This is a genomic window from Microbispora sp. NPDC046933, from assembly GCF_040644635.1.
Lineage (GTDB): Bacteria > Actinomycetota > Actinomycetes > Streptosporangiales > Streptosporangiaceae > Microbispora.
The window spans coordinates 20,515-33,488 of the sequence record NZ_JBEYWW010000025.1 but is presented as its reverse complement, the minus strand read 5'-3'; the positions used below and the strand labels follow the sequence as shown (position 1 = coordinate 33,488).

General features: G+C 71.6%; 8 protein-coding genes. 7 read left to right on the top strand and 1 reads right to left on the bottom strand.

The window, feature by feature from the left end:
• The first annotated feature begins 168 nt into the window (after window positions 1–168).
• The 3 genes from ABZ857_RS29380 (at window position 169) to ABZ857_RS29370 (ending at window position 4,529) form a co-directional block, all read left to right on the top strand.
• Complete coding sequence (locus ABZ857_RS29380; protein ID WP_357048882.1) at window positions 169–1,464, top strand: M20/M25/M40 family metallo-hydrolase; 1,296 nt, start codon at window positions 169–171, stop codon at window positions 1,462–1,464.
• 110 nt (window positions 1,465–1,574) lie between these two features.
• Window positions 1,575–2,210, top strand: a complete 636-nt coding sequence (locus ABZ857_RS29375; protein WP_357048879.1) for a hypothetical protein — start codon at window positions 1,575–1,577, stop codon at window positions 2,208–2,210.
• 204 nt (window positions 2,211–2,414) lie between these two features.
• Entirely contained in the window at window positions 2,415–4,529 is a 2,115-nt protein-coding gene (locus tag ABZ857_RS29370; protein ID WP_357048876.1) for a chaplin family protein, read from the top strand.
• Window positions 4,530–4,839: 310 nt separating this feature from the next.
• Here the strand turns inward: ABZ857_RS29370 and ABZ857_RS29365 are convergent, their stop codons facing one another.
• Window positions 4,840–5,025 (bottom strand): DUF5703 family protein, encoded by a 186-nt coding sequence (locus ABZ857_RS29365; protein ID WP_142624889.1) that lies wholly within the window; start codon window positions 5,023–5,025, stop codon window positions 4,840–4,842.
• Between the two features lie 269 nt (window positions 5,026–5,294).
• On the opposite strand from ABZ857_RS29365, the gene topA reads away from it, so the two are divergent.
• From topA to ABZ857_RS29345, 4 genes are all read left to right on the top strand, one after another.
• Window positions 5,295–8,003 (top strand): type I DNA topoisomerase, encoded by a 2,709-nt coding sequence (topA, locus tag ABZ857_RS29360; RefSeq protein ID WP_357048873.1) that lies wholly within the window; start codon window positions 5,295–5,297, stop codon window positions 8,001–8,003.
• A 184-nt stretch (window positions 8,004–8,187) separates the two neighbouring features.
• Window positions 8,188–9,510 carry a metallophosphoesterase gene (locus ABZ857_RS29355; protein WP_357048871.1) on the top strand — a complete coding sequence of 441 codons (1,323 nt, stop codon included), beginning with the start codon at window positions 8,188–8,190 and terminating at the stop codon, window positions 9,508–9,510.
• Between the two features lie 155 nt (window positions 9,511–9,665).
• Window positions 9,666–11,729 (top strand): dTMP kinase, encoded by a 2,064-nt coding sequence (tmk, locus tag ABZ857_RS29350; protein ID WP_357048868.1) that lies wholly within the window; start codon window positions 9,666–9,668, stop codon window positions 11,727–11,729.
• A 4-nt stretch (window positions 11,730–11,733) separates the two neighbouring features.
• Window positions 11,734–12,906: a DNA polymerase III subunit delta' gene (locus ABZ857_RS29345; protein ID WP_357048865.1), complete on the top strand. Its 1,173-nt coding sequence runs from the start codon at window positions 11,734–11,736 to the stop codon at window positions 12,904–12,906.
• Window positions 12,907–12,974 lie beyond the last annotated feature (68 nt).

Here is a 12,974-nt window from a genome sequence, read left to right as displayed (position 1 = left end):
CAGGTTAGCACTCTCCCGGCCCTGCTTCATACCGGGAATCGGCCCCGTGCGGATCGCCGGAGCCCCGGGGGTGAACGTCACCCCTGTACGGCGGCAGGATGGAGGCGCGAGCCGTACGACGTAGAGGGCGGGGGCCGCTGACGGGCCCGCCCGGCAGGAGGAGGCGTAATGACCCCACGCTACGGGGAGGACGAGGTCGCCGAGCTGTGCCGCGACCTGATCCGCATCGACTCGGTCAACGCTGGGGACAACGCGGGACCCGGGGAACGCGAGGCCGCGGAGTACGTGGCCGGCAAGCTGTCGGAGGTCGGCCTGGAGCCGCGGATCCTCGAGTCCGACCCAGGACGGGCGAACGTGGTCGCCCGGGTCGAGGGCGCCGACCCGAGCAGGGACGCCCTGGTCCTCCATGGTCATCTGGACGTCGTGCCGTTCGACGCCGCCGACTGGACCCACCACCCGCTGAGCGGCGAGATCGCCGACGGCTGCGTCTGGGGCCGCGGGGCGGTCGACATGAAGGACATGGACGCGATGATCCTCGCCGTCGTGCGGCGGCGGCTGAGCGAGGGGCGCAGGCCGCCCAGGGACGTCGTCCTCGTCTTCACCGCGGACGAGGAGGCCGGGGGCCACTACGGCGCCCAGTGGCTGGCCCAGCGGCATCCAGAGGTCTTCGAAGGCTGCACGGAGGCCATCGGCGAGGTCGGCGGCTTCAGCGTGACCACCGACAAGGGCCGGCTGTACCTGATCGAGGCGGCGGAGAAGGGCATCGCCTGGATGCGCCTGACCGCCAAGGGCAGGGCCGGGCACGGCTCGATGCTCAACGACGACAACGCCGTGACCGAGCTCGCCGAGGCGGTCGGCCGGCTCGGCCGCCACAAGTGGCCGGTACGGCTCACGCCCACCGTGCAGGCGTTCTTCGAGGAGGTCTTCGGCACGGAGGTCAAGGCGGAGGACGCGGAGGCGGCGGTGGCCGCCCTCGGGCCGCTCGCCCGGATGATCGGCGCCACGCTGCGCAACACGACCAACCCGACCATGCTCCAGGCCGGTTACAAGGCGAACGTCATCCCCCAGATCGCGACCGCGCACGTGGACGGCAGGTTCCTGCCGGGGTACGAGGACGAGTTCTTCCAGACCGTGGACGAGCTGCTCGGGCCGAACGTGACCAGGGAGTTCGTCTACCACGACGTGGCGGTCGAGACCCCCTTCAAGGGCCCGCTGGTCAAGGCGATGGCGGACGCGCTGCAGGAGGAGGACCCGGGCTCGCGGGCCGTCCCGTACACGCTCAGCGGCGGCACCGACCTGAAGGCGTTCAGCCGTCTCGGCATCAGCGGGTACGGCTTCGCGCCGCTGCGGCTTCCCGAAGACTTGGACTTCTCCGGGATGTTCCATGGCGTCGACGAGCGAGTTCCGGTTGATTCGCTCCGGTTTGGCGTCCGGGTCCTTGACCGTTTCCTCGATTACTGCTGAGAAAGCCCTTGCGATCACGTGCCGTGCCGCTACAGTAACTCTGCGTTGGGGGTCGGATCCGCACCGGGTGGACCCAGCGGACTGTGAAATCAGCGGTTTGGGGAGGTCGCGTGACGCGCACGTCGCAGGAGCAGCGGAGGGCGAGTTCGCCCGCCGCCGTTCCCGGCGTGCGCGTCACGTCTCCCGGCTCTGCGGAGCGGGGCCGGATGGCGCGGTTCGCGGCCGGCTCCCGTCCGGGCCGTCTGCTGGTCATCGGCGGGCTGATCGCCGCCGGATGGCTGCTCGGCGTGATCTTCGGCGTCTTCGGCACGGCGACGTCCGTGGCCGGGGCAGCCGGGGCCGCACCCTCACATGACGTCGCCGGGTCGGTTCTTCCCGACCGTTCCCCAGGTCTGGACCTCGACCTGTCGCCCACGCCGGGCGCGGCCGAGTCCCACGGGAAGAGCATCGACGGTTTCCCCACGGCGGCGGACGACGTCTCGGTGAACGCCGAGGCGATGGCGGGGCGCACGGTCGACGGGCTCACCAGCCAGTCGAAGCCTCTGCTCCCTCCGCCCTCCACCGCGGACCACGCGCCCGCAGACCAGGGCCTGGTCCCGCAGTCGAGCGGTGGAAACATCCTCTTCGGGGATGTCGCGCGGGATGTGTTCGAACCGCGCTTCACCAAGCTGCCCGCCCCACTGGCGGCGGTTGTTCCCCCGGTGGTCCGCACAGCGGCGGACGACCCGTCTTTCTCTCCTGACTGATCCCGCCTTCGCGCCGGTCCCCGTCGTACGGCGACCGGTGCCACCGCCTGCCCTCGCTCGTGGTGCCCGGGCGGCAGGCTCCCGCGGGTGACGCGGAATTTCCCATCCTCGTGACCGTCCACGGCTCCGCTGTGCTCATACAGCCTGGACATGCGTCGCGAGCTGTCAGGTAACCCCCTAGAAGAACCACTAGGAGCATTCATCATGCGAACGTGGGCGAAGGGCTCGACCTCCGCGGCGTTTCTGGCCGCCGGCGTCATGGCTCTTGGCAGCGGTACGGCTTTCGCCGACACCGACGGCAGCCACTCGGTGCTCGGCGGCAACCAGGTCGGTATCCCGGTGACCCTGCCGATCGACATCAGCGGCAACGCGGTGGCGGTCGCCGGCGACTCCCGGGCCTCCTCCCTGGGCGGCGCGGCCGCGCAGGGCGCGGGCGTGGGCGCCGGACAGAACAAGACCTCCGGCGTGGGCAGCATCCTCGGCGGCAACCAGGTGGTCGCGCCGATCAACGCGCCGATCAACGCCTGCGGCAACGCGGTGTCCGTCTTCGGCCGGTCCGACGCGGGCTGCCGGGGCGGCGCGGAGGTCAAGGGCTCGGGACGGCGCGGGAACGTGGGCGGCAACCGCACCAGCGGGGTGCACAGCGTCGGCGGCGGCAACCAGGTGGTCGCGCCGATCACCGCGCCGATCAACCTGTGCGGCAACTCGATCGCCGTCTTCGGCGACGCCACCGCCGGGTGCCGTGGCGGCGCCTTCGTCGGCGGCGGCCGTGACGGCGTCCGCGCCGGTGGCAACCGCACCAGCGGCCGTGGCTCGATCCTGGGCGGCAACCAGGTGGTCGCGCCGATCACCGCGCCGATCAACGTCTGCGGCAACTCGGTCGCGGTCCTTGGCAAGGCGTTCTCGGGCTGCCGTGGAGGTTCGTCGGTGGGCGGCCCCGGAGGGCACGGCGGCCACGGCCACGGCGGGCACGGCGGCCACGGCCACGGCGGGCACGGTCACGGCGGGTACGGCGGTCACCACGGAGGCGGTCACTGGCACCGTCCCGGGTCGACCGGCCACGACACCGACGGCCGCTACTCGGTGGGCAGCGGCACCCAGGTGGTCTCGCCGATCACCACGCCGGCCAACGTGTGCGGCAACGGCTCGGGCAGCTGCCACGGCGGCTCCACACCCGGCCACGGCGGCCACGGCGGGCACGGTGGGCACGGCGGGCACGGCGGGCACGGCGGCTGGTCCGGTGGCTGGTCCGGCGGCGGCGCGGGCGGCAACCGCACCAGCGGGGTGCACAGCGTCGGCGGCGGCAACCAGGTGGTCGCGCCTATCACGGCGCCGATCAACGTCTGCGGCAACGCCATCGCGATCGTCGGCGACGCCTTCGCGGGCTGCCGCGGCGGCGCGACCGTGATCGGCGGCTGGAGCAAGCACGGCGGCCGCTGGGGCGCCGGCGGGAACGTCACGTCCGGCCGCGGCTCGATCCTCGGAGGCAACCAGGTGGTCGCCCCGATCACGGCTCCGATCAACGTCTGCGGCAACGCGGTGAGCGTCATCGGCCGGTCCCACGCGGGCTGCCGGGGCGGCGCCTCGGTCCTCGGCGGCGGCGCCGGTGCGGGCGGCAACATCACCTCGGGCAGGCACGGGATCCTCGCGGGCAACCAGATCGTCGCCCCGATCAACGCGCCGATCAATGTCTGCGGCAACGCGGTCGCCGTGCTCGGCGACGCCGCCGCGGGGTGCCTGGGCGGCGCCCAGGTGGGCGGCGGCTGGAAGCGTCACGGCTACTGGGCTCACCCCGAGCACAAGGCCGCCCGCGGCGCGGTGATGCCCGCCATGCCGGGCGCGTCGGTGCTGTCGGGCAAGCACACGGTGCAGCCGATGAGCGCCGCCGCCACTCCCTCCGCTCCGGTCGTCGGCGACCTGCCGAACATGCTGGGCCTGCCGGAGACGCCGAGCCTGCCCGCCGTCCCCGCCGGGAAGGGCAAGAAGGGTGGCAGCACTCCCGCGGCCGTCTCCCAGGCCGGGGGCACGCTCAACGACGCCACTCGCTCGCTGCCCACCAACCAGACGCTGGAGGACGCGACCGCCTCGCTGCCCGTCGCCGACACGGCGCGCAACCTCCCGACCGGCGACCTCGGGAAGACCACCGACGTGCTGCCCCTGGGCAAGCTGAGCGGCCTCAAGCTGATGAGCGCCGAGCAGCCCGTCGGCCTGACCGGGATGAACCCGGCTTCGTTCCTCGCCCTGGCCCTCGGCGCCATGTTCGCCGCTTCGGCGAGCCTGTTCGCCGTCACCCGCCGCTTCCGGTTCGGCCGCAAGTAGCCGTACGGCCGCGCGTGACGGCACGGCGACACCTCCGGCGGCGACGGCCGTACGGATGTGATCCGGCGGCGCGCGGCTGACGGAGGCGAGGGATATCACTCGCCCGCGCCAGGGAGTGCCCGACATGTGCTGCCCGGCGCGGGCGACCAGGACGCCCCCCACCGCCAGTGGAGGGAGGCACGAACGCTTTGCCCGTTCCGGGGGCGCGGCCCGGGGCGGGCAAAGCCCATTTGCCCGGTAGTGTTTTCGCCAGACGTGCGGAGCACTTTGGGCAAAGCCCTTTTGACCGTGGCGTCCGCGCCCCGGCGGCTCACATGGTCCGGGCGGCACGTATGATCTTCCGACGCAGCCGGACGCGCCTGCTGCCGTCGGGATAAAGGCGTAGCCGCTCCAGCTCCCAATCTCCGTGCTCGGCATGCTCCGTGAGCATCTGCCTCGCCACCTCACGAGGGGTGTCCCGAGGGAGATACAGGTCCAGATAGGAGTAGTCGAGCACAGCCATTGGTCTCCGGGGCGTGCTAGGGAACTCGATGGGCTCTATTCTGCGTCTCCGTGGATAACAGCGCCAGGCGGGTTACATTCCCGGACATAACCGGGTAGCCCGAGGGGGAGGAACGTGCGGCGGCAGGTACCTTCAAAGCGGCGCCTCGTCGGCGCCCGAAGGGGGTAAGCGCCCCCGGCCCGGACGACGAGGGTGTCTTGAGCCGGGAAGCACGAAGCCCGGCAGCACGGGGAATGACAGCGGACAGCGAGGTAGGAAGCAGCGTGCCAGCCAACAACGGCAACGCCGGCGGAACCCGCCTGGTGATCGTGGAATCGCCCGCGAAGGCGAAGACGATCGCCGGGTACCTCGGGCGCGGCTACATCGTCGAGTCGAGCATCGGCCACATCCGCGATCTTCCGGAGAAGGCCGATGACATCCCGGAGAAGTACAAGAGCGAGGCCTGGGCCCGCCTCGGGGTGAACGTCGATCACGAGTTCGAGCCGCTCTATGTCGTGAACCCGGACAAGAAATCGCAGGTGTCCAAGCTCAAGCAGCTTCTCAAGGAAGCCGACGAGCTCTACCTCGCGACCGACGAGGACCGGGAGGGCGAGGCCATCGCCTGGCACCTGCGCGAGGTGCTCAAGCCCAAGATTCCCGTGCACCGCATGGTGTTCCACGAGATCACCCCGCACGCCATCAGGGACGCGGTCTCCAACCCGCGTGACCTCAACCTCCGCCTGGTCGACGCCCAGGAGACCCGGCGCATCCTCGACCGTCTGTACGGCTACGAGGTCAGCCCGGTCCTGTGGAAGAAGGTCAAGCCGAGGCTTTCCGCCGGTCGCGTCCAGTCGGTCGCCACCAGGCTCGTGGTGGAGCGCGAGCGGGAGCGGATGGCGTTCACCGCCGCGAACTACTGGGACCTGCAGGCGCTGTTCGACACCGGCCGGGCGGGCGACGACCCGCGGACGTTCTCCGCCACGCTGACCGGTGTGAACGGCAGGCGCGTGGCCCAGGGCCGCGACTTCGCCTCCACGGGCAGGCTGAAGGGCTCCGACGTCCTCCACCTCGACGAGGCCGCCGCGACAGCCCTCGCCGCCCGTCTGGAGGGCGTGTCCTACGAGGTGCGCTCGGTCGAGCGCAAGCCGTACACGCGCAAGCCGTACGCGCCGTTCCGGACGACCACCCTGCAGCAGGAGGCGAGCCGCAAGCTGGGCTTCTCCGCCAAGTACACGATGCAGGTGGCCCAGCGGCTCTACGAGAACGGCTACATCACCTACATGCGTACCGACAGCATCACGCTGTCGGAGACCGCCGTCGCCGCCGCCCGCAGCCAGGCGATCAAGCTGTACGGCTCGGCGTACGTGCCGGACAAGCCGCGCGTCTACACCAGCAAGGTGAAGAACGCCCAGGAGGCGCACGAGGCGATCCGGCCGTCCGGTGAGGAGTTCCGCACGCCGGGCGAGACCGGCCTGTCCGGGGACATGTTCCGGCTGTACGAGCTGATCTGGCAGCGCACGGTCGCCTCCCAGATGAAGGACGCGGTCGGCGAGTCCGTGTCGGTCAAGGTCGGCGGCACGTCCGGCGCCGGCGGCAGTGTCCCCCCGGGGACGACCCCGGACCCCGTGAGTGTCGAGTTCAGCGCCACCGGCCGGACGATCACCTTCCACGGCTTCCTCAAGGCGTACGTGGAGGGTGCGGACGACCCCTCGACCGACCGGGACGACTCGGAGAAGCGCCTGCCCACGCTGGCCGAGGGCGACCGGCTCACCGCGGCCGAGCTGACCGCGCTCGGGCACTCGACCAAGCCGCCCGCGCGCTACACAGAGGCGTCGCTGGTCAAGGAGCTGGAGGACCGGGAGATCGGGCGGCCGTCGACGTACGCGTCGATCATCGGGACGATCCTCGACCGGGGCTACGTGTTCAAGAAGGGCACCGCCCTGGTGCCGTCGTTCCTCGCGTTCGCCGTGGTCAACCTGCTCGAACAGCACTTCGGCAACCTGGTCGACTACGACTTCACGGCCGAGATGGAGAAGGTCCTCGACGACATCGCCAACGACCGCGCCGAGCGGGTGCCCGAGCTGCGCCGGTTCTACTTCGGCGGCGGGGACGGCGACGAGGGCCTGAAGGAGATGGTCACCGACCTCGGCGAGATCGACGCCAAGGAGATCAGCTCGTTCCCGATCAAGGGGACGGACATCGTGATCAGGGTCGGCCGCTACGGGCCGTACCTCGACCGCGACGGCGCCCGGGTGAACATCCCCGAGGACATGGCGCCCGACGAGCTGACCGCCGAGAAGGCCGAGGAGCTGTTCTCGCGCCCGAGCGGCGACCGCGAGCTGGGCGTCGACCCGGCGACCGGCCGGAGGATCGTGGCCAAGGACGGCCGTTTCGGCCCGTACGTCACGGAGATCCTGCCCGAGGAGCCGGCGCAGGCCGACGGCAAGAAGCGGACGAAGAAGGCCGACGCGCCCAAGCCGCGGACCAGCTCGCTGTTCAAGACGATGTCCCTCGACACGATCACGCTGGAGCAGGCCCTGAAGCTGCTCCAGTTGCCCAGGGTCGTCGGCGAGATCGACGGCGAGGAGGTGACCGCGCAGAATGGCAGGTTCGGGCCCTACATCAAGAAGGGCACCGACTCGCGCTCGCTGGCCTCGGAGGAGGACCTGCTGACGGTCACGATCGAGCAGGCCAAGGAGCTGTTCGCGCAGCCGAAGGCCCGTGGGCGCGGCCGTGCCGCCGCCGCGCCGCCCCTTCGTGAGCTGGGTGACGACCCGAACTCCAAGAAGCCGATCGTGGTGAAGGAGGGCCGCTTCGGCCCGTACGTCACCGACGGCGAGACCAACGCGTCCCTGCGCAAGGGCGACACGGTCGAGGACATCACGCTGGAGCGGGCGGCGGAGCTGCTGGCCGAGCGGCGGGAGCGGGCGCCCGCCCCCAAGCGCACGACCCGGACCAGGACCGCCCCGAAGAAGCCCGCCGGGAAGTCCTGACCCGGCGGATGCCGGGCCTTCGCGTAGGCCCGGCACGGTGCTCCGCGCCGGTGCCCGTACGTGAGTGCCGGCGGTTGTCCACAGCCGTCGGCGGGCTGTGGACAACGGACGGGCCTGTCGCCGGCAGCACGTAGCATCGTCGTCAGCCGGCCCTTGATCGCCCAGCCGGTCGAGGGGAGTTGTCGTGGGGTTCGTGGCCATGATGCTGACGGCCGTCGTCGTCGTGCACCTCTATTTGTGGCGACGGCTGGTCAGGGCGTCGACGATCCGGGGTTCGCGTCCGCGCCGGGTGCTGACGTGGGTGCTTCTGGCCCCGGCCGTCGTGATGGTGGTGGCCTTCCTCGGGGGCCGGCTCGGCATCGGCATGGACGTCGAGCGGGTCGTGGCCTGGCCCGGTTACCTGTGGCTGGCCGTGATGTTCTACCTGTTCGTGTTCGGCCTGGTCATGGAGGTGCCCCGGGCGGTCGCGACGTTCGTCGTGTCCAGACGCCGCCGTACGGCCGAGCCCGCAGCGGCGGCCGAGCCCGTGGACGGTGAGTCGGCGCCTGTGGACGAGGTGGTCCTCGCCGGCGCGGCGGCCGGGGGAGGCGCCACCGCGCACGGCACGGCCACGACCGGCCGTCCGGTGGCGGAGGGGGTCGCGGCGGCCGTGCCGGCGATCGACCGCCGGCTGTTCATCTCCCGTACGGCCTCGGCGGTCGTGGCCGCGGGAGCGCTGGCGACCGTGGGCTACGGCGTGAGCCGGGCCCTCGGTGATCCGGTGATCGAGCGGGTGCCGGTCCGCCTGCCCCGGCTCGACCCCCGGATGAGCGGGCTGCGCATCGCGGTCGTCAGCGACATCCACCTCGGCCCGCTGACCGGCCGGGGCCACACCGAGCGCATCGTCCGGATGATCAACGGCCTGGAGGCCGACGCGGTGACGATCGTGGGCGACCTGGTGGACGGCACGGTCGCCGAGCTCGGTCGTCTCGCCGCGCCGCTCAGGTCCCTCGAATCCCGCTATGGCGCATATTTCGTGACCGGCAACCACGAGTACTACACCGCCGCGGGCCCTCAGGAATGGATCGAGGAGCTGCGCTCGCTGGGCGTCCGGCCGCTGCGCAACGAGCGGGTCGAGATCCGGCACGCGGGAGCCGTGCTGGATCTCGCGGGCGTCAACGACCTCAACGGCGTTCCGTCGGGCGACGGCCCGGACTTCGACAAGGCCCTCGGGGGCCGCGACGCGAACCGGCCCGTCGTGCTCATGGCCCATCAGCCCGTCCAGGTGACGCAGGCCGCCGCGCACGGCGTCGATCTCCAGCTGTCCGGGCACACCCACGGCGGGCAGATGGCGCCGATCAACCTGTTCGTGCCGCTGCAGCAGCCCGTGGTCGCGGGGCTGGCGAGCGTGCCGCGTACGGGCGGCGGCGACACCCAGGTCTACGTGACGCGAGGCGCGGGCTTCTGGGGGCCGCCGGTCCGCGTGGGCGCCCCGCCCGAGATCACCCTCATCGAGCTGCGCACCTGACCCCGCCGGGCCCTCGCGAGTGGAACCGGGCAAAGCATTGGCGCCATCTCGACAGCGAGGACGAGGCGGACGTAATACCCTCAGGCGACGGGCAGGCCCCAGTGGCCCGCTCGTCCGTCTCCCAAGCCCAGCGAGCACCTGGATACGCTGACATCATGAGCACCCCTGGCCGGGCCGCCGCGCGACGCAAGCAGCCGCACGTGCTGGCGAACGCGCCGTTCCGCAGGCTCTGGACGGCGATGGCGACCTGCAGCCTCGGCGACTGGCTCAACATCATCGCGCTGACCGCCCTGGCGGGAAACCTGACCGCACGGTCCGGCTTCCAGGCGCAGAGCCTCGCCATCGGCGGCGTCTTCGTCGCCAAGATGCTCCCCGCGATCCTGCTCGGCCCGCTCGCCGGAGCGGTGGCCGACCGGTTCGACCGCAGGCTGACGATGGTCGTCGCCGACCTCGCCAGGTTCGCGGTGGTGCTGTCGATCCCGCTGGTCGGCAGCTACCAGTGGGTGATCGTCGCGACGTTCCTTGTCGAGTGCGTGAACCTCTTCTGGGTGCCCGCCAAGGACGCCACCGTGCCCAACCTCGTGCCCAAGGAGCGGCTCGAGGAGGCCAACCAGCTCAACCTCCTCGTCACGTACGGCACCGCCCCCGTGGCCGCGGCGCTGTTCGCGATCGTGTCGGGAGTGGTCACGACGATCTCTGCGGCCGCCCCGTCGTTCGACGTCGCGGCCACCAGCGTGGCGCTGTACGTCAACGCGCTGGCCTACCTCGCCTCCGCCGTGATGGTCTTCACGCTGCGGGCCATCCCGAAGAACCACATCAGGCACGTGTCCACGCCCTCGGTGCTCCGGCAGATCACCGAGGGCTGGCGGTTCGTCGGCGGCAACCGCGTCGTGCGCGGCCTGATCATCGGCATGCTCGGGGCGTTCGCCGCCGGGGGCGCCGTCATCGGCGTCGCGAAGGCGTACGTGCAGGCCCTGGGCGGCGGTGACGCGGGGTACGGCACCGTGTTCTGCGCCGTCTTCCTCGGCATGGCGTTCGGCATGTTCTTCGGCCTGCGGCTGCTGAAGGGCCTGTCCAGGCGGCGGCTGTTCGGGCTGTCGATCGTGCTCGCGGGGCTGACGCTGGCCGCCGTCTCGCTCATCCAGAACCTGGTCGTCGTGGTCGTGCTGACCGTGGTGCTGGGCGCCTGCGCCGGCATCGCCTGGATCATCGGCTACACGGTGATCGGCCTGGAAGTGGAGGACGGGCTGCGCGGCCGTACGTTCTCCTTCCTGCAGTCGCTGGCCCGGGTGGTGCTGCTGCTCGTCGTGGCGGTGGCCTCCACGCTGGCCGCGCTGTTCGGCGCGCACGCCCTCCAAATCGCCGGGATCAGCTACCGCTTCGACGGCACGAACCTCGTGCTGCTCCTGGGCGCGCTGCTGGCGATCGCCGTCGGGGTGGTCGCGCTGCGGCACATGGACGACCGTCCGGGGGTTCCCATCGCGGTCGACCTGCTGACCGCCCTGCGCGGGCGGCGGTTCGTCCCGGAGGAGGTGGACCCCGAGCGCGGGCTGTTCATCGCCTTCGAGGGCGGCGAGGGCTCGGGCAAGACCACCCAGTCGCGGCTGCTCGCGATCTGGCTGCGCGACCAGGGCTTCGACGTCGTGCAGACCCGCGAGCCGGGCTCGACCAAGGTCGGCATGCGGTTGCGGGCGATCCTGCTCGACGCCGCCCACCAGGGCCTGTCCCCGCGGGCCGAGGCGATGCTGTACGCCGCGGACCGGGCAGAGCATGTGGAGAAGGTCATCAGGCCCGCGCTGCAGCGCGGCTCGACGGTGATCTCCGACAGGTACGTGGACTCGTCGCTGGCCTACCAGGGCGCCGGGCGGTCGCTCGACCCGGAGGACGTCGCGAGGATCAACAGGTGGGCGACGGGCGGGCTCGTCCCCGACCTGACCGTGCTCATCGACGTGCCGCCCGCGGTCGGGCTGCGGCGGATGGCCTCGCCTGCCGACCGCATCGAGGCCGAGCCGCTGGAGTTCCACGAGCGGGTGCGGCGGGAGTTCCGGGCGCTGGCGGCGGCCGACCCCGACCGCTACCTCCTGGTGGACGGCACGCTGGACCAGCGAGAGGTGACGCGCCTGATCCAGGACCGGGTGCGTGAGATCCTGCCCGACCCGGTGCCGCAGGAGGCCGAGGAGGCCACCGGCACGATGCCCGCCATCCGCGACTTCGGGTAGCGGCATGAGCGTTTTCGGGGATCTGATCGGGCAGGACCGGGCGATCGACGTGATGCGGCGGGCCGCGTCGGCCGCCGCGGAGGTCGTCGCCGGGGGGCGCGGCGCGGGCATGACCCACGCCTGGCTGTTCACTGGGCCGGCCCTGCGGTCCGCGGCCGCCACGGCGTTCGCGGCCTCGCTGCTCTGCCCCGACCAGGGGTGCGGCCACTGTGACGACTGCCATCAGGTCGAGGTCGGCTCGCACCCTGACGTCACGTTCGTACGGCCCGAGGGTCTGTCGTACAGCGTGCGGCAGACACGTGAACTCGTGCTGAAGGCGGCGGGGGCGCCCACGCTCGGCCGCTGGCGGATCGTGCTGTTCGAGGACGCCGACCGGGTGACAGAGGCGGCGGCCAACGCGCTGCTCAAGGCCATCGAGGAGCCGCCGCCGCGGACCGTGTGGCTGCTGTGCGCGCCCTCTCCGGACGACATGATCATCACGATCCGCTCGCGCTGCCGGGTCGTGACGCTGGGCACGCCCTCCACCGAGGCGGTCGCGAACGTGCTGGTGACCCGCGACGGGGTGCCTCACGACGTGGCGCTCGACGCCGCGCGGGCGGCCCAGGGGGACATCGGCCGGGCGCGGCGGCTCGCGCTGGACGAGGAGGCGCGGCGCCGGCGCGACGACGTGCTGTCGATCCCCCGGTCGCTGACCGGTGTGGCGGAGTGCATCACCGCCGCCGAGCGGCTGGTGAAGACCTCCACCGAGGACGCCGACGCGGCCACGACCGCGCTGAACGAGGTGGAGACCGCCGAGCTGCGCAAGGTCTACGGCGAGGGCTCCACCGGCAAAGGCCTCAACAAGGGCCTCGTGCGGGGCGGCGCGGGGGCGCTCAAGGAGCTCGAGACCATGCAGAAGTCACGGGCGACCCGCATCAAGCGCGACTCCCTCGACCTCGCGCTGCTCGAACTCGTGGCGTTCTACCGCGACGTGCTTGCCGTACAGTTCGGGGCCTCGGTCGAGCTGGCCAACGAGGACCGCAGGCACGAGGTGGAGGCGGTCGCGCGCGCGTCCACTCCCGAGCAGACGCTCCGCCGTACGGACGCGATCATGAAGTGCCGGGAGCGGCTGGCGGCCAACGTGAACCCGCAGATCGCGGTCGAGGCCATGACCCTCGCCCTCCGCTCGCCCGCATAGGACACAAGCAACCCCGGCGGGCGTACGGCGTCTCTGGTACATGAAGGCCGAAACGCTCGATCTCGATC